Source organism: Streptomyces sp. NPDC029169 (genome assembly GCF_055563935.1).
Window position 1 is genome coordinate 242,018 of record NZ_JBVHXA010000006.1, and the last position, 23,282, is coordinate 265,299.

Annotated in this window: 13 protein-coding genes; 4 read left to right on the top strand and 9 right to left on the bottom strand. The window is 70.4% G+C overall.

Going from position 1 to position 23,282, the window contains the following annotated elements:
- The first annotated feature begins 2 nt into the window (after nucleotides 1–2).
- Genes ACZ4VI_RS14315 through ACZ4VI_RS14325 form a run of 3 tightly spaced genes read left to right on the top strand, consistent with a single transcriptional unit; the run spans nucleotide 3 to nucleotide 3,240 of the window.
- The gene (locus tag ACZ4VI_RS14315) at nucleotides 3–1,577 is read left to right on the top strand and encodes a choice-of-anchor M domain-containing protein (protein WP_467999504.1); all 1,575 of its coding nucleotides are present in this window, start codon (nucleotides 3–5) and stop codon (nucleotides 1,575–1,577) included.
- On the top strand, nucleotides 1,574–2,308 hold the full coding sequence (locus tag ACZ4VI_RS14320; protein ID WP_467999505.1) for an anchored repeat-type ABC transporter ATP-binding subunit: 735 nt from the start codon (nucleotides 1,574–1,576) through the stop codon (nucleotides 2,306–2,308). Before ACZ4VI_RS14315 ends, ACZ4VI_RS14320 begins: the two co-directional genes overlap by 4 nt.
- A complete protein-coding gene (locus ACZ4VI_RS14325; protein ID WP_467999506.1) occupies nucleotides 2,305–3,240 on the top strand; it encodes an anchored repeat-type ABC transporter permease subunit in 936 nt (311 codons plus the stop codon). Before ACZ4VI_RS14320 ends, ACZ4VI_RS14325 begins: the two co-directional genes overlap by 4 nt.
- Here the strand turns inward: ACZ4VI_RS14325 and ACZ4VI_RS14330 are convergent.
- Both ACZ4VI_RS14330 and ACZ4VI_RS14335 read right to left on the bottom strand, forming a co-directional pair.
- The gene (locus tag ACZ4VI_RS14330) at nucleotides 3,201–4,367 is read right to left on the bottom strand and encodes a globin domain-containing protein (protein ID WP_467999507.1); all 1,167 of its coding nucleotides are present in this window, start codon (nucleotides 4,365–4,367) and stop codon (nucleotides 3,201–3,203) included. The genes ACZ4VI_RS14325 and ACZ4VI_RS14330 overlap by 40 nt on opposite strands.
- Nucleotides 4,368–4,882: 515 nt before the next feature.
- Nucleotides 4,883–11,908, bottom strand: coding sequence for a ricin-type beta-trefoil lectin domain protein (locus ACZ4VI_RS14335; protein WP_467999508.1), 7,026 nt, complete (start codon nucleotides 11,906–11,908; stop codon nucleotides 4,883–4,885).
- Between the two features lie 566 nt (nucleotides 11,909–12,474).
- Between ACZ4VI_RS14335 and ACZ4VI_RS14340 the strand changes: the two genes are divergently transcribed.
- Nucleotides 12,475–16,614: a ricin-type beta-trefoil lectin domain protein gene (locus ACZ4VI_RS14340; protein ID WP_467999509.1), complete on the top strand. Its 4,140-nt coding sequence runs from the start codon at nucleotides 12,475–12,477 to the stop codon at nucleotides 16,612–16,614.
- A gap of 110 nt (nucleotides 16,615–16,724) precedes the next feature.
- Here ACZ4VI_RS14340 and ACZ4VI_RS14345 read toward each other — a convergent pair whose 3' ends face one another.
- From ACZ4VI_RS14345 to ACZ4VI_RS14375, 7 genes are all read right to left on the bottom strand, one after another.
- Nucleotides 16,725–17,927, bottom strand: a complete 1,203-nt coding sequence (locus tag ACZ4VI_RS14345; RefSeq protein ID WP_467999510.1) for an MAB_1171c family putative transporter — start codon at nucleotides 17,925–17,927, stop codon at nucleotides 16,725–16,727.
- 13 nt (nucleotides 17,928–17,940) lie between these two features.
- Entirely contained in the window at nucleotides 17,941–18,453 is a 513-nt protein-coding gene (locus ACZ4VI_RS14350) for a toxin-antitoxin system, toxin component (RefSeq protein ID WP_467999511.1), read from the bottom strand.
- Between the two features lie 114 nt (nucleotides 18,454–18,567).
- On the bottom strand, nucleotides 18,568–19,275 hold the full coding sequence (locus ACZ4VI_RS14355; protein ID WP_467999512.1) for a hypothetical protein: 708 nt from the start codon (nucleotides 19,273–19,275) through the stop codon (nucleotides 18,568–18,570).
- A 146-nt stretch (nucleotides 19,276–19,421) separates the two neighbouring features.
- Complete coding sequence (locus ACZ4VI_RS14360) at nucleotides 19,422–20,141, bottom strand: Crp/Fnr family transcriptional regulator (RefSeq protein ID WP_467999513.1); 720 nt, start codon at nucleotides 20,139–20,141, stop codon at nucleotides 19,422–19,424.
- A gap of 176 nt (nucleotides 20,142–20,317) precedes the next feature.
- The gene (locus tag ACZ4VI_RS14365; RefSeq protein WP_467999514.1) at nucleotides 20,318–20,806 is read right to left on the bottom strand and encodes a hypothetical protein; all 489 of its coding nucleotides are present in this window, start codon (nucleotides 20,804–20,806) and stop codon (nucleotides 20,318–20,320) included.
- Nucleotides 20,807–20,903: 97 nt separating this feature from the next.
- A complete protein-coding gene (locus tag ACZ4VI_RS14370) occupies nucleotides 20,904–21,704 on the bottom strand; it encodes a class I SAM-dependent methyltransferase (protein ID WP_467999515.1) in 801 nt (266 codons plus the stop codon).
- Complete coding sequence (locus tag ACZ4VI_RS14375) at nucleotides 21,694–23,256, bottom strand: radical SAM protein (RefSeq protein WP_467999516.1); 1,563 nt, start codon at nucleotides 23,254–23,256, stop codon at nucleotides 21,694–21,696. Before ACZ4VI_RS14375 ends, ACZ4VI_RS14370 begins: the two co-directional genes overlap by 11 nt.
- Nucleotides 23,257–23,282: the final 26 nt, after the last annotated feature.

A 23,282-nucleotide genomic window follows, 5' to 3' on the forward strand; every position in this document is an offset into this window, starting at 1 on the left:
CGATGAGGCTCGTACGCAACAACAGGGTCGCCCTCGCCGCGGCGGGCGCACTCGCCCTCGGCGGCACGGCCATGACCGTCCCGCCCACGGACCAGGCGACGCCGGGGCCGACGGCACCGGTCGTAGCCCCGGTAGTGGCACCGGTGACCTGGACCGACGGAGCCCTGAGCCTCGGGACGGGCGGTGTCATCGACATCGACGACACCCACCGGGCGATCGGCCCCGGCGGCATGGACGTGTGGGAGTTCTCCCCCCTCTGGGACACCACCGGCGTGCCGACGGAGCTGGCGGGTTCCGTGCGCTGGTCCCTGACCGGGCTCGACGGACCGGGTGCGCTGACGGTGTACGAACCGGCCGGCGTCGATGCCGATGCCGCCGCGGGGCAGGAGTCCGTCGTACGGTTCGACAGCTCCGACGGCCTGCCGGACGGCTACGACCTGCCTTCCGGTGCGCGCGGGGAGACCCGCTGGGCGTTCGACACCCCCGGCACGTTCACGCTCACCTTCACGGCGGAGACCGAGGTGGACGGAGAACCGCGGCTGACGGAGACGCGGTACACCGCGCGCGTCGGAGACGCGGCGCTCACCTCCCCGGCACCTCCCACCCCCGGTCCGGTGCCGACCCCCGAGTCCACGGCGCCGGTCGGCGTGCCTCCGGCGCGGTGGGATGCGGACATGGCCGCGGCCCCGGCCGTCGGTCGCGCGGCCCGCGCCGAGGAGCCGGTGGAGACCGCGCGGAAGGTTCTCGACCAGGGCCACATCGACATCGCCGCCCGTGTCGTCGGCGGCAAGCTGCAGATCCACGTCAAGGACGGCACGGTCCCGGGGAAGACCGTGTGGCGCGAGCCGTCGTCCGTGGTCCTGCAGGTCAAGCCGGAGGCGAAGAAGACCATCCCGGCGAACAAGGACTTCGCCTTCCTCGGGAAGGCGGGCGACCCGATCTGGCTCCTCGACCAGGTGCAGCAGCCGGGGCTGCTGTGGCCCGGCTGGTCCACCGACAACATGGCGGCGGGTGCGACGAAGGGCGAGGTCGAGTTCGGGCTGGCGAAGGCCGAAGGCCCGGGGAACTTCGCGCTGTACAACTACGACGGTCTGTCGGGCGCGACGGTCCGCTTCAACAGCGGTGACGGAGTGCCGGACGCGTTCGGCGTACCGCAGAACACCCACGCGCACGGCGGCTGGGCCTTCGGAAAGGAGGGTGTGTACCGGCTGACCTTCACGATGTCCGCCACCCTCGCCGACGGGACGCGGTCGACCGACACGGAGACGCTCGCCTTCAGCGTGGGCGCGGGTGATCCGAACCAGGTGCCGGTGGGCGGATCCACCGGAGGATCGACAGGCGGGTCCACGGATGGCTCCACCGGCGGTTCGACCGGGGGTGCGACCGGAGGCGCCACAGGCGGTGGGTCGGCGACAGGCGGAACCACAGGCGGTACGACGGGTGGCTCCGGATCCTCCACCGGCGGCACGATGGCCAAGACCGGCTCGGAGGGCACGTTGCTGCTGGCCGGTACGGCCGCCGCACTCGCCGCGGCCGGCGCGGGCGCCGTCCTTCTCACCCGCAGGCGCGCCTCGTGAGCGCCCCGGAACAGCTGCTCGGCGTCGACGCGGTCTCCGTCGTCCTGGGCGGCCGTACCGCGGTACGGGACGCGTCGCTGACCGTCTCCGGCGGCGAGCTGGTCGGCCTCCTCGGCCCGAACGGCGCCGGCAAGACCACTCTCCTGCGAGCCGTCCTCGGGCTCGCGGCGACCTCGTCCGGCAGCGTCGAGGCACACGGACCGATCGGCTACGTGCCCCAACGCCACGAGTTCGCCTGGGACTTCCCCGTAGACGTGGCCGGGGCGGTGCTGAGCGGACGTACCCGCACGATCGGCTGGCTCCGGCGGCCCCGGGCGCACGACCGGGCCGCCGCCGACGCGGCTCTGGAGCTGACCGGGCTCACCGACCTGCGGCGCCGGCCGATCGGCGAACTGTCCGGCGGCCAGCGCCAGCGCGTCCTGGTGGCGCGAGCGCTCGCCGCCGAACCCCGACTGCTGCTCCTGGACGAACCGTTCACCGGCGTCGACGTCCCGACCCAGGATCTCCTGAACGGGCTCTTCGGCCGTCTCGCGGCGGAGGGCAGAGGACTGCTGATGACCACACACGATCTGGCGGCCGCCGCCCGCACCTGTACGCGGGTGGTCCTGCTCAACCGTACGGTCGTCGCCGAGGGCGGACCCGAACTGCTCTCGGACGCGGAGCAGATGCTGCGGGCCTTCGGACTCGACCGCGCCGTCGCCGCCACGAGCGCCCAGGAGGCGGCGGCATGACCGATCTGCTGGCCTTCTTCACGGACCCGTGGACGCTGCCGTTCATGCGGCGCGCGTTCACCGTCGCCGCGATCGTCGGCCTGGTCTGCGGAGTCGTCGGGGTGTACGTCGTCCTGCGCGGGATGGCCTTCATCGGCGACGCCGTGGCCCACTCCGCCTTCCCGGGCGTGGCCCTCGCCTACGCGTTCGAGGGCAACCTGCTCGTCGGCGGCGCGGCGGCGGGCATCACGACGGCGGTGCTCATCGCCTTCGTCTCCCAGAACCGGCGGCTCAAGGAGGACACCGTCATCGGCGTCTTCTTCGCCTTCGCGTTCGGCCTCGGCATCGTGCTCGTCTCGACCCGGGACAGCTGGACGACGGACCTGTCGTCCTTCCTCTTCGGACAGGTCCTCGCCGTCGACGCGGCGGACATCTGGCGGGTGGCGGTGATGGGCGCCGTCCTCGTCGCGGTCGTCCTGGCCCTGCGCAAGGAACTCGTGGCCGTCAGCCTCGACCGCGAGACCGCCCGCGCGGCCGGACTGCCCGTGCTCCCTCTGGACCTCACGCTGTACGTCGTCGTGACGGCGACCATCGTGATGTCCCTGGAGGCCGTCGGCAACGTCCTCGTCCTCGCCCTCCTGATCACCCCGGCCGCCACGGCGCGGCTGCTGACGGAACGGCTGTGGGCGATGACAGCGCTGGCGTCCCTCTTCGGGTGCGCCGGCAGCCTCGCCGGACTGTACGTGAGTTACGCGTACGACCTGGCGGCGGGCGGCTCGGTGGTGGTCGTCCTGACGGCCCTGTTCGCCGTCGTCTGGCTCCTCGCGCCCCGTCACGGGCTGGTGACGAAGCTCCGTACGAGGGGCAAGGTCACCGAAGTGGATGGGGTTCTCCGTGATGGACCGGCGGTGGCTCAGGGGGTGCCCAGGACCGGGGTGTCGAACGGGTCGTAATGGATGCGGTCCGGAGGCGTGCCGCCGAGCGTGAGGGTCTCCCTGGCCGACGTGACCATCGGGGCGGGACCGCTGAGGAAGACGTCGTGCTGGTACCACGGTCCGTACTCGGCCAGGACCTCCGGCAGGGACCCCCGGATCCCGGGGATGTACTCGTCCGAGACCGCCCCCCTGACCGTCAGCCAGTGATGCCGTTGTGACATGCGCAGCATGTCGTCCACCCCGTACAGCTCGGCACCGGTGCGGGCGCCGAGGAAGAGGTTCACCTGGTGCCGGCCGCCGCGCCGGGCCACCTCCTCGATGAGCGCGCGGATGGGGGCGAGGCCGGTGCCGCCCGCCACGCAGAGCAGGTCGCTGTGGACGGCGGCGTCCAGCACCATGTCGCCCATCGGCGCGCCCAGGTGGACCACGTCGCCCACCGCGGCCCGGTGCACCAGCGCATTGCTGACCGCGCCACCGGGCACGGCCCGTACGTGGAAGGTGAGGGTGCCGTCCTCGCGGGGCGCGTTGGCGGGGGAGTAGTAGCGCCACTGCTTGGGATGCCAGGGGGTCTCGATACTGACGTACTGACCGGCGGCATGCTCGTAGGGCATGTGGGGATGCAGGGTGACCGCGGCGATGCCGGGCCCGCAGGGGACGAGGTCCACGACCGTGGCGGACCAGACGGCGGGCCGTGCCGTCGCGTCCTGCTCGGCGGCGCTGATCATGACGTCGGCGACCGCTCCGTATGCCTTGGTCCACGCGGCGGCGATGTCCTGGGTCCAGGCGGGACCGGCGTAGCGGGCGAGCGAGGCGAGGAGGCATTCACCCACGGCGGGGAAGTGCGCCCGGAGTGCGCCGAATTTACGGTGGTCACGCCCGAGGTGTCCGCAGAAGCGGACCAGGTTCTCCGGATCGTCGACCAGGTCGACGATGCGCAGCAGCGCGCGCAGCAGGCGGCCGCGCTGGGCGTCCATCCCCGGCGGGAACATCGGCCGCACCTCGGGATGGCGGGCGAAGAGGATCGCGTAGAAGTAGACCGTCATGTCTGCGGCGAGTGGCTCGACCACCGAGACGGAGGCGCGAATGAGCTCTATCTCGTGGGCCGACAAAGGCGCCTCGGCGACCTCCGGCTCGGCGGTGTACACGCCCGGGGCGGGTGCCGGATCGTTCGGGTCCGGGGCCTCGGGCGTACTGACTGGGCGTCTGATCCGGAATCTCAAGGGACCAGAGCTCCGCCACCCGGTATCCGGGACGGCCGGACCCGGGCGGACCGCAAGGTGGCCGCGCTGGCGGAGCGGCGCCCTCGTGGGGCACCGAAGGCGGGGACATCACTGGCAGGCATGGGTCCTCAAAACGGAGCAGGAGCTTCGAAGCGGATCGGGCAGCTGCGGACGCTACCCGATCACAGAGGTGACTCAGAAGTAGCCAAGGGATGCATGAGACGGTCGACCCGTCCGGTCCCACATGAGTGGATGCCGTGGTGCTGCCCGCGAGGGCGAAGGCAGGCAGGTGGCGGCTGTCCCTCCGCCCGGCGGCGAGCGAACGCCGGTTGGCGGGCCGAAGCACCGGCAGGTCACCGGCCGGACAGGAGGAAGCCCCCGGCCGCGGGGTGCGGCCGGGGGCTTCCGTCGGTCCGGTCAGGAGACAGCGGAGCCGTGTGTCACCACTTGGCCCTCCTGTTGTCCACGATCTGCTTCCACGGGTCAGGGGGAAGCCGACTCTCGCCCACCTTGCACGGCTTGACCAGCATGGCAAGGGTTGCGGCCTGCTTCTTCCACTCGCTCTCCGCGAAGCCGGCGAAGACGGCCATGGTCGGGAGGAACTTGGAGCCGGTAGTCATAGCGTCCTGGCGGAGGTAGACGTCCTCACCCTTCTGCTCGACGCTGAAGGTGATGGTCGAACCGCGGTCGTCGAAGTACCCCTCGCTCACCACCTCGAAGGTGAAACTGGTCGCCGCGACCGACACTCGCACGTCGCCTGGGATTCCGATCCAGGTCGGGTGCACGTTGGATCCGTCGGGGTGCAGGGTGCACTCGGCCCCCTCGGAGAACTCGGTGCAGCCGGTGATCGGGAAAGGGAAGACCTTTAGCGGGTTCTTCTGGAAGACCGACATCACATGTTCGGGCGAGCCGGTCTCCGATACCGGGCCCAGGTAGTGCCTGTAGGAGTACTTGTAGGAGTACTTGTAGTTGTCGAGCGGCGTGGTGTTGTACCCTCGCCGCCATTTGCCGTCCGGCGTCTTGTTGTACTTACCCTTCTTCCGCGCCTGGTCCGCCATCGCGTCCGAGGCCGCGCGGCAGGAGTCGTTGGCGCAGTTGTCGGAGTAGTCGCCGACCACTCCGTCGGTGTCTCCCTCGACGCCGGCGCAGATCCCGTCGGCCCCGCCGCCCGGCGCGCCGTGCAGGCACATGCGGCCGTCCGGGTCGGTGTTGTCGACCGGGTCGTTGTTCGCGTAGGCGTAGCCGTTCCACTGCTGCGGGTCCGTCGGTGACAGCAGCGGGTCGGGGCTGATGAAGCGGCCCGTCGTCGGCTGGTACAGGCGGACGCCGAGGCTGGTGAGCCCGGTGGTGTCGTCCTCCTGGCCGCCGACGAACCCCTTGTTGCCGGACCAGCCCGGGGGCTGGGTGCCCCGGAGGTTGCCGAAGGCGTCGGTACGGCTGCGGGTGGCCGCCAGCGTCGACAGGTCGATGCTGAGGTTGTTCGTGCCGTGGTGGTCGGCGATCTGGGCGACGAACGCCCCGGCGGCGGTGCCCGCCCCGGTGCGCACGATGGTCATGCCGCCGGGGATGGGGTAGTAGCGGATGCCGGTGCGGGCCTGGGTGGCCGTGTTCACCGTCAGCTCGTCATTACCGAGGGTGAGCGTGGCCGTCGTGGGGTTGCGGCGGATCAGCAGGTTGCCGTCCGCGTCGTACAGGTACGTCGTGGTGGTGTTCGGAATGGTCCACTTCTGCCCGGCGGGCACGGTGGTGCCGCAGTCGCCCAGCACGAGGTCCGTGCTGTCGGTGCTGACGTCGCCCGGCACCGCGAGGCAGCGGCCGGAAGCGGGGTTGTACAGCGTGCTGTCGGCGCGCGGGGTCCAGGTCTGGTCGGCGCCGCCGTCACAGTCCTGGAAGGTGATCAGCGATCCGGCCGTTGTGCCCATGGCCTGGACACACCGGTTGCCGCTGGACAGCGTGCTGTTCGCGGTGGAGTACTTCTGCCCCGCGCCCGTGTTGCACGTGTAGATCTGCAGCGGGCTGCCGACCGCGGTCGAACCGCCCGCCGCGTCCAGGCACTTGCCGCCGATGCCCTTGATCTGGGCGGCCATGGTCAGCGAGGCGAGCTTGCCCTCGCTGTTCCACGTCAGGCTGCTCGTGCCGGCCTTGCCGGCCCGGTAGGAGGTGGTGGCGCCGGTCTCGTCGTACTGGAACTTGTCGTTGTTGGTGCTCGTCCCGGTCTTCGTCGTGGAGAGCAGCAGCCCGTGCGGACCGCCCGTGCCGCCGCCCGTGGCGGGCGCGGACGTCGGGGCGTTCTGCTGCCCCGGAGTACCGAACGTCTGGGTGGTGATGGCGTCCTTGGTGGTGTCACCCGCCGGGTCGTGACGGACCAGCTTGGTGCGGTTGCCCGTCAGGTCGTACGCGTACTCCTGCCAGTAGGGGGCCGGTCCGCCGACGGTGGTCAGCGCCGGGGCGACGGCACCGCTGGTCGGGGTGGTGTTCGCGCACGCGCCCTGGTCGGCCGTCTGGTGCGTGAGCGGGTCGGGCCGGCTGATGCCGCCGGTGTCCGTCCACGCCGTCGTCAGCCGGCCCAGGTGGTCGTACGCGAAGCACTGACGGTCGGTCTGCGCGGGGGTGTTGTCCGCGATGCTGGTGAGCGAGGTGATCCGGCCGGCCTGGTCGTATGTGTAGCCGGTCTGCTGCACCGCGCCGGTGGTCGAGGTCTGCTTGTCGGTGAACTGGTCGCGGATCCGCCCGGTGGCCTGGTCGTAGACCGTGGTGGACACGACCTGGGAGGCCCACGGGTTGACGGTGGACCGGATCACGCGCCCGAAGGCGTCGTACTCGGTCTGCGTGTCGTACGTGGTGGCACCGGCGTACTTGTACAGCTGGCCGTAGTCGTTGTACGAGTACGCGATGTCGTCCAGCGGCAGCCCGCCGAGCGCCGGCAGGACCGTGCTCTTCGGGTTGCCGGTGAGCCGGTCGTGCGTGCTGCTGACGCTGTACGTGAAGGTGCCGGAAGCGAGCCCCGCGTCCGTGCCGGGCATGGTGATCGTCGTGCCCGTGACCCGGGCGCCGTCGTCGTAGCCGGTCACGGCGCTGGTGTACGCCTTGCCGTCGGAACCGCCCACGAAGCGGGTGGACGTGGCGGGCATGCCCTTGCCGTTGGTCGCCGTGTCGAAGGTCCACCTGGCCAGCTGCTTGGCGGCGCTCACGCTGCCGTCGTACAGGCCTGTCTTCCGGCCGAGCAGATCGTAGGTGTAGACGAGCGTCTGGTTCTTGGCGTTGGTGATGGTCGACAGACGGGAGGCCTCGTCGTACGTCTGGGTGGTCGTACCCGTGTCCGGGTCGCTCGCGCTGACCTGGCGGCCCCGCTGGTCGTAGGTGTACGACCAGACGTTGCCCACGGCGTCCTTGCGGGTCAGGGGCTGGCCGTCCAAAGTCGAGGTGTAGCGGGTGACGGCCGCGTCCGAGGCCAGACCGGTGGGCGTGGGAGTGGAGTACTGCCACAGCTCGGTGGTGTGGCCCAGGGCGTTCGTGAACACCGACGTCGGTGCGCTGCCCTTCGGCGGCAGGACATCGGTGCGGTCCGCGCCCGGATAGCTGGTCGTCGTACGGTGCTGCTCCGTGCCCAGCGACCACGTCGAGACGACGGTCACCCGGTCGAGGCCGTCGTAGCTGGTCCGCGTCTGCGAGGGGATGGTGCTGTCCGCGGCGGCGACCAGGATGTCCTTCGGTGCCGAAGCGTCGTTGTACCAGGCCGCGTTGGCCGACTTCTCCCGGCCGTGCGAATCGAACCGGCTGTCCGTCACCAGGCGGCCGGTGTAGGCCGGATTCGCCGGGGTGGACTGCGTCTGGCGGGTGTGGGCGAAGCCGTCCATCAGCTGGATCGACGTGGTCCGCACCGGGGTGGTGCCGTCCACGGTCAGCTTGCCGGTCGTGATCGTGGAGGGGACGCCCGCCTGGTTGGAGACGCGGTAGCCGAACACCACGTCTGCGTTGGGGTTGGCCTCCGGGGTGCGTCCCGGCGTCCACACCGCGGTCATGCGGCCCAGCGCGTCGTAGGCGTTGGTCGTCGTCTTCTGGTTCGGGTCGGTCACCTTCAGGGGCAGCGACCGGCGGGCGTCATAGGTGGTGACGGTGTCCCAGGTGCCTGTGGCCTGGCCAGGGACGGGCGCGGAGACCGTCACCGTGCCGGGTAGCTCGCCGGCGGCGGTCGGGGTGTAGACCGTGCTGGTGGTGGTGCCGTTCGGGTGCTGTGCGTCCTTGCTGTTCGGGTCGGTCGTCGAGGTGACGCGGCCGTAAACGTCGTACGTGGTGGTGGCCGCCGTGACGAAGACCGGGGTGCCGTCAGCGGCGTACCGGTCCAGGATCTCGCTCTTGGTCGCGGCGCCCGCGGCGCCCGCCTGGCCGTAGCCGAGGCCGTCGTAGAAGGTACGGGCCCGGGAGACCGTGTTCGCGGCGATGGGGTCCGCGGTGCAGGCGTCAGCGCCCGAGACCTTGAGGACCTCGGAGACCAGACCGGTGCGCTGGGCGTCCGGCCCGCTCGCGTAGCTGGTACGGGTGCACTCGTCCGGGACACCGTCGGCCTGCTCCAGCGAGGTCACCGTCCGGTTGTTCTGGGCGGGGTCGGTGACCTGGCTGCTGCTGCTCGTCCGCCAGCTGCCGTCCGCCAGCTTCACCCGGGTCGTGGTGGTGAGCCTGGTTCCCGCGTAGCGGGCGACGAGGGCGGGCAGGCCGGTGCGGGCGTGGGTGGCGGTGGTGACCGGGTCGTCGGCAGCGTTCACGGTCTGGGTGGCGGCGGTGCCGCCCGCCTGGTCGAAAGCCTCGGTCTGCAGGACCTGGCCGCTGAGCCAGTCCACGTCGGTGACGTCCCGGCCCAGCGCGTCCGTCAGGTGCGCGGAGCGGGCGGTGCCGTCCTTGCGGATGTCACCGTCCATTCCCTGGCGATAGGTGGTGATGGTCTGTGACTTGGGGCCGTCGGTGCCCGAACCGATGGTGGTGGTCACCTTGGCGAAACCGCGGAAGTCACCCCAGGTACGGGCGTTGGTCTCGGTCAGCTCGCTGTCGTCACGGTGCCAGGCGGCAGAGTCGTACGCGTAGGAGGTGATCTTCTGCGGGGAGTCGGTGGCGATGTCGTTCTCGGTGAGCGACTTGACCGTGTAGTGGTGGAACCAGTCCAGTACCGGATCGGAGTCGGCCACCGAACCGGGCGGGGACCAGCGCACCGGGTAGCAGGCCCGGGTGTTGTTGTCCTCGGCCGCCGGCATCACGTTGCTGATGCGCGAGCAGTCCGGGAGGTTGTAGTCGACGTTCAGGACGCCGCCGGTCTCGTTGCGGATCTGCTGGATGCGCGCACGGTTCATGATCGGCGGGGCCGGTACCAGGTTTGTCCCGTCCACCCGGTTGGGGAGCATGACGGGTGTGAACGACACGGCCGGAAGGTCGACGTTCGGCGTGGCGGTCTTGCCGGTGTGCTGGACGGAGTCCAGCCACAGGGCACGCTGGCTGCCCGCGTCCTTCGGGTCGGGGAAGGAGTGGACCAGCTTGTAGGAGTCCACGTCCTGCCAGGCGTTGCCGACGCGGGCCTGGGTGGTGATCTGCGTCAGGCGCTTGGTGGTGAAGTACGTGGCGCTGTAGTAGACGCAGGTGCCGGTGCTCTTGCACTCGTTGTCCACCGGTACGTCGGGCCAGTTGGCCTTGTTGGCGACAGTCCGGTTGACGGGGTCGCAGGCCGTGCCGGCCGCGACGCAGCGCTCGGAGACGGTGAAGTCGACCTTGGCGGCGGGCTGGAGCGCGCCCTTGGCCGCGATCTGGTCGGAGAGCTTCTGCCCGTAGCCGATGCTCGCGAGGGTGGTGGCCCGGGTGTACTGGGTCATCGTGCCGGTGCCGTTGTTCTGGCCCGCGCCGCGCTTGTACCAGTTGGTCTCCGGAGCCCACGTGTACGTGGTGAGGTTTCCGTGCGCGTCGACGACCTGGTCGAGCGAGAGGCGCTGCCACATCTGACACCAGGAGCCGGTGCCCTTGGCGGCGTCGTGACACGGCTGGCCGCTCTTGGGCGAGTACACCGGCACGGAGGACACGGAGTTGGTGGCCGGGTCGGTCTTGTCACCGCCGGGCAGGTGGTTGACGCCGAAGTAGTACGTGGTGCCCGTGGAGTCGGTGACCTTCGCGTACGCGCCGTCCCGGACGCCGTTGGAGGCTCCGGAGCCGAACTCGATCTTCGTGCCGTCGTCGTTCTTCAGGCGCCACACGCCGGTAGCGGCGTCGGTGGTGGCCGTCGCCGAGCCCGCCTTGTCGTCACGTACCAGGGCGCCCGAGTGCGAGCCCAGCGACAGGGAGGCGTTGAACCCCGCCCAGCAGGCGTCGCCCGAGTCGGGAATGCCCGCCTTGTCGCAGGGCTTGTAGACGCGCTCGATGTAACCGGGGTTGAAGTCCCAGCCGTCACCGATCCAGGAGGCCTGCGCGTTCGTGACGGAGGTCTTCCCGTCCACCGAGGAGGAGTTGTAGCTCAGCGCGACCTCTGGGGCACTGCCGCCCAGGGCCTGCGGAAGCTGGATGGGGTGGTCGTAGGTCAGCGCGCCGGAGCTGCCGCCCGAGGCCCAGGCCTGCGAGGAGTCGAGCGCGGTGGCCTCGTACGTGCCGCCAGGGCCCGAGGAGTCGGTCTCGGCGGCCAGCAGCATCGGGGCGGCGGGGGAGGCGAGCAGGAGGCTGTTGGCCTTCGCCGCGCCCGCTACGAGGGAGGGGGCGGGGACCGCGGCCGTCGGCAGTGCCACGTCGGCGATCAGCCGCTTGGTCGCCTTGTCGTAGCGCGTGGTCAGCGGTGTACGCACCTGGCAGGACGGCACCTTCGGTGTCGTCAGCGCGCAGGCGGGCAACGTCACCAGGCGGCCGCGGGAGGCGAACTCGCCCCCGGTCGCGGCCTGCAGGCCGGCGAGGTCCAGGCCGACCTGGACACGGGAAGCCGTCCGGGAGGTACCGGACGACTGGGCGGCGAGGCTGAACAGGGCGCCGTTGACCCCGACGTCACGCGCGGAACGGTCGTCGGCGCGGACCACCGTGACCTTGCCGCCCAAGCCCCGCGAGGCCGTGCCCGCCTTGGCGGTGATGCCCTTCGGGGACACCCACACCGGCAGGCGGCCGGCCTGGACCGGAGCCGTGCCGGGGGCGCCCGTCAGGTCGGCGCTGCCGGCAGCCGGAGCGGGGAACGGCGTCCTGGGCTGCGCCGTGGAGCGCGCGGGCACCGGGTAACGGGGCTTGACCGCATGGGCCCTGCGGACATCGGCGGCCTTGACCGGCTTGGTGCCGGGCAGCGGCCGGTGCGGGGGCTTCCAGATCTTCGAGAAGTCCGCCTCGGCGGCCTCGGTCCCGGCCTGCGCCGCCTGCACCGCCGGTGCGCCGAGCAGCGAGGCGGCGAGCGCCAGGATGACCGGACCGGCCACCCGTGAGCGGAACGTGCGCGTTCTTCGGCGCACGCCAATGACTGACATGAGGGTTCCTCCGTCTGTGGACAGCAGAGAGACAAGGTCCCGGCCATGAGGGCCGGACCTTGCGACAAATGGGTGTGAAGAGGGGGATTGCAGGGGCCGGAACGAGGTAATGGAAGCCCCAGTTCCATTTAACTGCCGGTCTAAACGGGGGAAGTTAGCAGTGAACGATCGTTGAGTCACTATCAACAACAGTTTATGGACGGGTGGGAAAGGTCACCCTGGGGCCCAAATGGTCATGACTCCGCGCGAGAGGGGCGGAATCGATCCGTCCGCCTGTTGATCGTCTGTGTCGTCGCCTGCCACAGTGCCCCGGTCCTTGCCTGTCTGATCAGGGACTCAACTCGTCTAGGGGAGTGGGCACTCGCATGTCCAATGCACGAAGAGCCGGCTGGCGGAAGCCGGTTTCCGCCGGTCTGGCGGTGGGGGCCTCGACGGTCCTGCTGCTGGCGACGCCGTATGTCGCGGAGGCCGCGCCGTTGCCTCTGCCTGACGCTCCGGCCAAGCCGGGAGCGTCGGTGGCGCCCGCAGCAGCCGGCACCGCGACCAGGCCCACCGCACCGTCAGAAATGTCCGCACGCACGGGGGTCGAGCGGGCATGGGAGCTGGCGGCGAAGACCGGCAAGGATGTGCCGGTCCCGGAGCTGACGACGGAGTACGCGACCACGGTCGCCACTCCGAAGGGGAAGCTGCGCTCCGAGAGCCACGTGCTGCCGCAGCGCACCAAGGGCGCCAAGGGCCGCTGGCTGACGCTGGATGACACGCTGGCCGTCCGAGCGGACGGCACCGTGGCGCCGAAGGCGTCGAGTTCGGGCCTGGTCATCTCCGGCGGCGGCACGGGTCCGCTGGCGACGATGACGACCGAGGACGGCAAGAAGCTGTCGGTGTCCTCGCCGTTCCCGGGCGCGCTGCCCAAGCCCGTACTGCGGGGCAACGACGCCCTGTTCGAAGGCGTGGCCCCCGACACCGACCTTCAGGTGAGCGCCACCAAGTACGGCGGCTACACCACTGTGGTCGTGCTGCGCACGCCCACGGCGGCGGCCAACCCGGCCGTGCGCGACCTGGTGTTCCCCACCGAGACCAGCGGTCTGACGCTGGCCCAGGGCAAGGACGGCAGCCTCACCGCGGCCGCGGGCAAGGACACGGTCTTCCGCGCCCCGGCTCCGCTGATGTGGTCGGCCGGCGAGGCACGCAAGTCCGGTGCGCGTCGCGGTTCCCGTTACGCCGACTTCGAGGCCGCAACCGGCCTCAGCAGCGCCGACGGACCCGGAGCCGATGCTTCCGTGGCCCGGATCCCGGTCACCCGCGCGAAGGTGACCGGCGCGGCGAAGCGGGCCACGGGCGAGATCGCCCTGGCGCCCAGCGCCGAGCTGCTCGACGGTGCCGGCACCAAGTACCCCATCTACGTCGACCCCTCGTGGTCCGTGGACAGCCGGGGCAAGCAGCACCACGCGTGGGTCCAGCAGGCGTACGACGCGGGCAACTACGACCGCACCGGTTCCGCAGACCGGGACCGTCCGGGCGTGGGCTACCAGGGCTGGGAGACCAGCAAGGGCATTGAGCGCGCGCTGTACGAGTTCGACCTGAACGGCTACGCGGGCGCCACCATCAACTACGCCAACCTCCGTCTGGAGCAGTACATTTCGGCGGACTGGTCGTGCACGAACACGTACCCGGTGCACCTGTACCGGGCCGGCGCGTTCGGCTCCTCGGTCAAGTGGAGCAACCACCAGATTCGCGAGTGGATCCAGAACCAGTCCGTCGGCGGCAACGGCAACAGCGGTGACTGCTACGCCAACATCCCCGTGGACTTCAACGTCACCAACGCCATGCGTGACGGCATCCGCGACACCGGCACCCCGCTCGCCTTCGCCCTGACCGGCCAGGAGGGCACTGGCGACAAGATCGCCTTCAAGCGGTTCGCGTACACCGCGGTGCTCAGCGCCGAGTACGACTTCCCGCCGCGCGTCCCGGAGAACCAGCGCACCGTTCCCGCTCCGCGCCGCGTGGTCGCGGGCGACACCCAGGCCTGCGGAGACATCCCCGGCGATCAGTTCGGCTGGATCACCACCCCCACCGTCACGATCGCCTCGAAGGTCAGCAGCCCCAACCAGGGCCAGCTCACCCAGTACGTGAACATGTGGGAACACAACACGGGCGCGACCGTGAACACGGGCTGGTCCGGCTTCGTCGGCACCGGCACCGACGCCACGTACACCACCCCGCTCGACGCCATCAAGGACGGTCACAACTACGGCTGGGCGGTCCAGGGCGACGACGGCCTGCTGCGCGGCCCCGCCACCTCCTCCTGCCACTTCGCGGTCGACCTGACGCCGCCGATCCTGGAGTTCGGCCAGTTCACCGATCCGGCCACCCAGTTCCCGCCGGCCGGCAACGGCCAGATCACCGACCTGCGCCTCGGTGACACGGGCTCCCTGCCCATCGTCGCGTCCGACCCGAGCCCGGGCGCCGGCCTGCGCAGCTCCGGACTGGCCTGTGTCCAGTGGGGCTTCGACCCGCAGCTCACCGGCGCCCAGCAGCAGTGCGCGCCGGCCGGCAGCCCCCTCAGCGTGAGCGCCATCAGTGTCAAGCCCCTGCACTGGGGCACCAACATCGTTTACGCGAGGGTCCTGGACGAGGCCGGTAACTCCTCGCAAACCCAGTCGTACGCGTTCTACGTGCCGTGGAAGGACGGTGCGGTCGCCTTCGGTGACACCACCGGTGACGCGCGCTCGGACATCCTGGTCCCCGACGCGGCGGGCAATCTGGTCACGCACGGCCGGGCCACGGACGGCACCAGCCGCAGCATGATCCCCAGCGGGACCGCCGCGACCGCGCTCCAGGCCCCCGAGGTCCCCTCTGGCCGGACCTGGAAGGAGTACCGCACGGTCCACCGCGGCTCGCTCGACCCGGGCCGTAACGTGGACGACCTGTTCGTTCACCAGGAGCCGGCCAGCCCCGGCGCGCTGGGCGGATCGCAGCTCTTCGTCTACGACAACACCCTCTCCGACCCGGGCCGCTTCACGCTCGGCACGAAGACCACGCTCGAAAAGCCGGAGTGCTCGACCACGCACACCACAGCCTGCACCGGCTACCACAACGTGACGACCTGGCAGTACTCCAGCCAGATCACCCCGACAGGCCCGGCCCGCACCACCCGCACGCCCAGCCGTCAGGTCACCGACGCCACCGGCCTGCTGGCCGTGGAGTCCGGCAACCTGTGGTTCTACCCGGTCAAGACCAACCAGACCCTCGCCGCGCCCACCCTCGTCGACGCGAGCGGCACCTGGGACGACAAGGACCTGATGGTCCCCGGCAATGCCCTCAACATCGGTGCCACCACCGACACCGCCCCGGCGCTGTGGGTGCGCAACCGCACCAACGGCGACATCTTCCAGTACAGGCTGACCACCACCACTCGCGCCGTCGACGGCCACATCGTCGTCACGGGTCTGGCGGCGCAGCCGGCCACCCGTATCGGGTACGGGATCAAGGGCGCGGACTACCCGCGAGTGGGTTCCGACGGTGACGTGACCGGCGATGACGTCCCGGACTTCTGGGCCGTGGGCACGGATGGCACCCTGCATGCCTGGGCAGGCACCAACACGTCCGGTGCGGTCAGCGGCTACGGCGGCTACCACGTCCGTGGCGACGCGCAGGCCCCGACGGTGCAGTGGCGCCTGGAGGGTGACACCAAGGCCGTCCCGGCCAAGAACGGCAGCGGCATCTCCAACGACGCCATCGCCACCGCCGTCACCTACGCCACCGAGACCGTCGACGGCCGCTCCCGCAAGGTCGCTGTCTTCGACGACGTGGCGAAGTCGGTCATCACCGGCCCCGCCAAGCCCGTCGACACCCGGCAGTCCTTCACCGTCTCCACCTGGGCGAAGATGAACGCGGCCGACGGTGTGATCGTCAGTCAGGACACCACGCATGCCAGCGCGTTCATGCTGTGGGCCGACTCCGGCCACTGGCGCTTCGCCATCGCGCGCGGTGACGACGACGGCTGGCCGTACGACTACAACTCGACCGTCACCCCGGCCAACACCTTCAAGCCGGGCGTCTGGACCCAGCTGACGGCCACCTACAACGCCACCACGGGCGCCATGAGCCTGTACGTGAACGGCACGCTGGCCTCCAGCGGCTACCACAAGGCCGGCACCAGCCCCGCACCCAGCGGCTCCCTGGTCCTGGGCCGGTACAAGTACATCAGCAAGCCCAGCAACTATCTCAGCGGTGCCATCGCCGGCCTGTCCGTCTTCCAGAACCACGTGCCGCCGGCCACGACCACGGATCTGCCGATCCGGTACGCGGCGTCGCCCGACTTCTGTGTGGACACGCCGCAGGGCGCCAACGGCAACGGCAACCAGCCGCAGCTGTGGGACTGCAACGGCTCCGACCCTCAGAAGTTCAGCGTCAACGCCAACGGCACCCTGACCCAGAAGGGTCAATGCGTCGCAGTCCGGGGCAACCAGACCGCGCAGGGCACCGACCTGATCTTCTGGCAGTGCCTGGGCGAGGGCGGCCAGCAGTGGCTGCCCCGCGCCGACGGCAGCATCTACAACCCGCAGTCGGACAACTGCTTCGACCTGCCGCAGGCGAAGCGGGACTGGGGTACGAAGTTCATGATCTGGGGCTGCAACGGTACTCCGGCCCAGCGCTGGAGCATCCCGACGCTCCTGACCCCGGACCTGCCGGTCGCTCCGTAACACCTGACCGGCAGACACCGACGCAACGGACGTAACCCGTCCGGCGGAACACGGCGGCACCACCGACGCGGTGGTGCCGCCGAACCACGTCTGGCCGGCAGGCCGCGCTGTCACTCCGTGGTCGAAGGCGACGTGGCTGTGACCGAGCCGAGGGCCCGGGAGATGCCGACCAGGAGGTCCTGGTACTCGGCCTCGGCCGCACGCAGCGCCCGAACCGCCATCACGCCTTGGTCCTTGTCCGCCGGCATGCCGCGGGCACGGGCGCCGGCCGCGGCCGTGAACATTGCGGCCAGCCCGATGGCGACGCTTTCGGCCTTCGTCCCGCCGCCCCGGAGGGCCTCGGTGTAGGCGTGCGCTCGCACGTCGTCCGAGCAGTACGCCCCGAGTTCCAGCATCCGGTCGTGGATGTCAGTCATCCGGTCCGTCAGGCGCCGGCCCGGGCCCGCGCTCCAGGGAGTGGGGAGCCGCATCCGGTCACGGGGACCGCCGACGCGACACAGGGTCCGTCGCAGGGGGCCCAGGGCGCGCAGAGTCCGCAGCGGCCCGAAGACCTGTGCGGCGAGCCAGGGGCCGACGATGGGGATGAGGAAGCCGGCGGCGACCAGGAGGGTGCCGAGGCAGGCGAAGGACATGGCCGCCCGGTTGAGCGGTTCCCAGTCCCGGCCGCTCCAGGCGGCCACGACCGCGGCCAGCTTGCCCGTACCGTAAGTGACATTGGTCAGGAAACCGATGGCCAGGACGGTGAGTCCGATGCGCAGCAAGCCTCCGGCCGGTGTCCTCCGCTCGGGGTACACCCCGCGGATGTCGCGCGCCCATTTCCAGCACGCGGCGGCCGCAGAGGCGGCAGCGGCGCTGACGGCGAACAGGCAGAGCAGCACCATCTCGCGTATGAAAGGAGTGCTGGCGTAGTACGTCTCGAAGTCATGCTGCCGTTCGACCGGCGCTTCGCCCCGTACGAAACAGGCGATGAGCAGGATGGTCACGACGCCATGGCCTCCGATCCAACGCCTGACCCGCCGGCGGGTGTGGGGGAGGACCTCCACGTCCTCGCGCCAGTTCTCCATGAGGACCCTGCAGGCACACGCGTAGGCGGAGAGGATGCAGTAGACCAGCACCGCCGAGAAGTTGCTGACGCCGGTCATCTCGTTGACGACCCGGATTGTCGGGGGCGCCGAGAAGAAGAACGCCGCGGCCTGCAGGAAGATCACGGCGTTGACGCTGCGGACCACGGGACTGGACCAACGCCTCACCAGCGAGGGAAGTTTGACTATCAGCACGATGCCGAGCGCGGCGGCCGGGATGTAGAGATTCACGCCTTCTCGCCCGTCATCCTCTGAACGACGCCCAGATGCGGCCGGTCACTCCGCCGAAGGGCGTCGTGCCACGCCTGCGCTCCAGGCAGGGCCTGACTCGGTCGGCCAGCATCCGGCCGAACTTCTCCGCACGCCGCTCCTCTTCGAGGTCCGGCTCCGTACGGGCGGCGACGTAGGAGACCGCGTCTTCAAGGCTCCAGCGGTCCCCAAGCATGCGGGCCGCGGCCATCGCACCGGCCGCACTGCCATGACCGCAGTGCCCCTCCTTGAGGTGCCACAGCTCGTGCCCGAGGATCACGACCTGGTGCAGGGGAGAGGTGTTCGCCTCGAGGACGATCAGGTCGTAGTCGCCCATGTCCAGCCACAGGCCTGTCACCGAGCCCGGCGGGAACTCCTCCAGCATCAAGCGCACTTCGCGCCCGCTGCTCCGTGCGGCACACGCGCAGATCGCCTTCAGCAGCTCCACCGGCTGCTCGGGAACCGGCTGCGACAGCCCCGTGAACAGCGCGTCGCGATACCGCTTCATCTCGCGGGAGACCCCCACCCCGTGCCACCCGTCCCTCGTCCCGGATGCACAGCCCCCCGTGCATCGTTCCTTGTGCGTTACCGCTGGTGAGCCGTGGTGTCCACGCGGCCGCGATCAATCGACGTCATTGTGCACCAACGCTGTCCCGAGGGCGGCGCGGGCCTCCCTGGCGCGCTCCTCCCGGGAGCGCCGCGCGACGGATTCGATCAAGGCGATCAAGGGCTGAGCGGTGTCCTCCGGCACGTCGGCCAAGGCCCGGGCGGCGTACGCGACGACGCCGAGCGAGGGGTCCACCTCGCTCGCGGGTCCTGCGGTTCGCAGGCGCCGCAGGTCCTGGTCCTGGCGCTCCACGGTCCGCTCCAGCAGGTCCTTGTGGATCTGCTGGAGGACGCGGTCCAGCGACTCCGCCGGCTCGGCGACCAGGAACTCGATCTTCTCTCCGAAGAAACCCGCGATCCCGGCGGCGTGGTCGAGGTTCGGAGCACGGCCCGTCTTGATCATCTTGTCGAGCCACTGCGCACTCGTTCCCGCGCCGGCCGCTATCTCCGCCAGGGAGTGGGCCCGCCTGCTGCCGTCCGCGGCCGCACGCAGTCGCGTCGCGCGCAGGAACAGGATCCGCTCGACCACGCGCCGGTGGCGCGCCTCGACCACGTCCACCTCCCGCCCCTCGGCGGACCGCTCACCGCGCAGCAGTTCCCGCACCTCCTCCACGGCCACCCCGGAGGCGTACGAGAGCCCGCCCTCGCCCTCCACCCGCAGCACGTCGTCGCGGTTCAGTCCCATGCGGTCCAACAGCGAGTCGATCCGACGCACCGTGCCCATCAGGTCCTGAGCAGGCCCATCACTCACAAGAACTCCCGCGGTCATCGGACGAGGCCCAGCAAGGCTAGCAACCACCGTTGATGCGTGATGACCGAGATCCCCCGACGACGCCCTGGCCGGTAGTGGGGGTGCCATCGTGCCCGGCCCTAGCCGGCCTCGTCGCGGAGGCGGTCGGTGTCGAGGACGGTGATCCGGCCTCGCGCGAGTCGGATCAGGCCGTGGTCGGCGTAGTCCCGCAGGACCTTGGTGCAGGTTTCGCGGGAGGTACCGGCGAGGGCGGCGAGCTGTTCGTGGGTGAGGGCGATCTGCGGGTGTCTGCCCCCGGGCCGTAGCGGTGTGGACGGGGGCTGGGCAGCCGTGAGGGTGATCAGGGTGGTGGCCACGCGCTGGGCGACGGTCTTGAACACACTGTCGGACAGGCGCTGTTCGAGGTCGGCGATGCGGTGACCGAGGATCGCGGTGATGCGCGCCGAGATACGGGTGTCGGCCAGCAGGAAGCGGTGGACGTCGGCGCGGCTCATGACGCACACGACGGTGTCGTCCAGGGCCTCGGCGTAGTTGTCGTACATTCGCTGGCCGAGGAGGACCATCTCGCCGAAGATCGTGCCCGGCGTGATGATCGCGGTGGTCAGGGCGCGGCCGTCGGCGGAGACGCGGAAGATGCGGATGCGGCCCTTCTTGAGGATGAAGAGCACCTCGGAGGGCTGGGCCGGGGAGTAGAGGATCTCGCCCGCGCTGTAGGACTTCATCGGAGCCGCCGCGGCGATGGCCTCCATCTCCCGCTCGCTGAGGTCGCGGAAGATGTCGACCTCGGCGATGCACCAGGTCCGGTCGGACTCCTCGGAGCCCTCTCCGGCGTGGGTCATGAGGCGTGTCTCCTCGCGTCGTCCCGGTGCCCACGGCGGGGGCGCGGCGCCCCACGCCGGGCTTCCCAGCGCTCCGGCGCTGTTTGCCAGACAGTAACCGTCCCGGGTGGCGCCGCGCGGTTCCGTACCCCGGGGCGGTGTGGCGGGACCGAGTGGTGAAGCCGGCGGAATCGCTGTCATCCGCTGGCCTCGCCCGTCCGCTGCCTGCCCGTCGCCTGGGCGATCGCCGCGAACGTCAGTCCGGCGAGGAGCCCGAAGACGAGGTGGGCGCCGAGGCTGGAGCTCGTGACGTCGTTCCATTCGAAGACCGGCATGCCCATGTTCGCGGGCATGATCCACAGGGCGCCGACGGTCCACCACACGGCGCCGTACGCCAGGCCGAGGACGACGGCGGGCGCGAAATTCCGGGCGAACTGGCCCAGCAGGACGCCGAAGACGGTGCCGGCGAAGAGGGCGATGGACAGGTGGATGAGCCAGCCGACGAAGGCGTTGGTCGAGCCGAGGAGACCGGCGACCATCGTGATCATCGCGGTGTCCGGCATCGGTTCGGACACCGACATCCAGATGCCCATGCCGACCCCGCCGACCAGACCGGCCGCGGCGCCCCATACGGCGTGCAGCGGGATGACGGCGATTCTGGGCGGTACGTGCACGGCGGTTGTCATGGCCGAAACCCCTTCCTGGCCGAAGGGCCGAAGGCTCCTGGTTCCTGCTTGCGCTTCGACGCTATGACTCCTGGCGCGCACACGTATGTGAGGACGCTTACGTACCAGGGGGTAGCGGCTTCTCCGCCACGAGCAGGGCGTACCCGAGAGCGCCCTCGGCGATGGCCGTGCGGGCCGCGGCGAACACGGCCGGGGCGGCGTCGAGGTCCACTCCGCCCGCGGCGAGCTTGTCGGGCGCGGTGATGCGCAGCAGGCTCAGCCGCGCCTCGATCTGGTCGACCATGCGAAGCACGGCCCGGTCGTGCTGTTCGGTGTGTACGGTGCGCAGCCCGGCGGCCGCCAGGATCTCCGCGTACTCGGCCAGAGGGCGGGCATCGGCGACGCAGGCGACGCGCGCGCCGAGCGTGGTCAGCTCGGGCGGCAGGCGGTCGGGCGTGACGGTGACGTCGGTGATGCCGACCCGGCCGCCGGGCCTCAGGACGCGGGCGAACTCGGCGGCGGCACGCGCCTTGTCGGGGAACGTACACAGGGCGCACTCGCAGACCACGGCGTCGAAGCCCCCGTCGGAGTACGGCAGCCGTTCCGCGTCCCCCGTGGTGAACCACGCTCGGTCGGCGAGGCCCGCGGCCTGGGCGGCGCCTTGGGCGAGGGCGGTGTTGGCGGGCGCGTAGTCGACGCCGTCGACCCGTACGCCGTAGAGGCCGGCGAGCAGGAGCGCGGTGGTGCCGCGCCCGGAGGCGACGTCCAGGGCCCGCGCGTCGTCGCTCAGGGCGAGGGCGTCGGCGAGGCGGCGCGTGAGGGTGGTGCCACCGGGGTGGTAGGAGTCGCCGAGCAGCAGGGCCACGACATCGGAGGAGTACGCGTCGGCGCAGCAGGACTTCACCCGGTCACTGTCCATCGCGGCCTCCCTTGGCCGTCCGGGAGCCGTACGGTGTCGGAGCGAGGCGGTCGGCGAGCGGCAGCGCGTTGGGTACGACGTCGGCGACGGGCACGCCGGACATCGCCGCCCGGACCTGTTCGCGATAGCCGACGGAGTTGTACGCGCAGAAGGGGATGAGCCGCCCGTCGGGGGTGATCTCCTCGACGCAGCACTTCATCAGCTGCTTGACGTTGAGGGTGTACGGGTCCTGGAAGTCCTGCACGACGATCATGAAGGTCTTGTCGCTGAGGTTCTTCACGGCCTGCGGGAGGTCGATCCCGCAGCTGTCCGCGCAGTCGAGTGCCTCGGCGGCGGCCCGCAGCTTCTCCTCGGTCGTCTCCGTCCCCATGAACGCGGACGCGGACCACAGCTTCTCCAGGGCCTCGCGGATGCCGGCGTCGGGCAGGACCCGGTTGGTGACGTAGTCGAGGTGGTCCTCCACGTTCAGCAGCCGGGGGATGGGGACGACGGTGCGGTCTCCCGGTTCGCCGTCCACCAGTAGGTAGGTGACGGACCGGCAGGTGGGGAAGCAGCAGGGGACGGGGAAGAAGTCGCCCTTCTGGAACCAGCCCGGCCGCTGCTCGTTGATCAGCCGGATGACGTCGGGGTTGGTGAGCCGGTCCAGGGGGTCGAAGGCCACGTGCCGGCCGGAGTGGGTGACCGGCTGGAAGGCCACCGAGCGGACGGCCGGGTGGTCGATGCCGTACTCGATGATCGCGCCGAGTTCGTGTTCGTTCAGGCCGCGCTCGACGGCGGCGACGAGCGTGACGGTCAGGCCGGCGTCGGCGCAGTTGTCGAGCGCCCGCTGTTTGAACGTACGCAGGTCGCGGCCCCGGATCTCGAGATGGGTGCGTGCGTCGAAGCCGTCGAACTGGAGGTAGACGCTCACCGACCTGCCCGGCACCTGGTTCCGCTTGCCGAGCTCGGCGACGAAGGTCCTGTCGGTGGCGAGGCGGATGCCGTTGGTGTTGACCGTGACGTTGCGGATGGGGCGCGCCTGGGCGAGGTCGATGAAGTCCAGGATGTGCTTGTGGATCGTCGGCTCTCCGCCGGAGAACATCACGACCTCCGCCTCCCCCTCCGAGGCGACGAAGGTGTCGAGCATGTGCGCGCACTGCTCGTGGGTGATGGAGTAGCCGTCCGGCTGGTGGCCGGAGTCGGCGAAGCAGATGGGGCAGTCGAGGTTGCAGCCGGTGTTGACCTCGACGATGCCGAGGCAGGCGTGCTGCTTGTGCTCGGGGCACAGCCCGCAGTCGGACGGGCATCCGTCCTTCACCTCGGTCTGGAAGGTGAGCGGGATCGTACCGGGTTTGTTGAACCGGGCCGAGGAGACGTACTCCTCGGCGTCCCCGTAGACCAGCGCCTCGAACTCGCCGTGATCGCGGCAGCGTTTACGCAGGTAGACCTTGTTGTCGCGGATGTTGACCTGCGCGTCGACGGGCGTCTTGCACAAGGGGCAGATCGACTTGGTGAACTCGACGAACACCTCGTCGCGGTCCACCTTGCGCCGCGGCGCGGGGGCTTGGGTCATCCTGGGCTCCTTCACCCGCAGGGGTG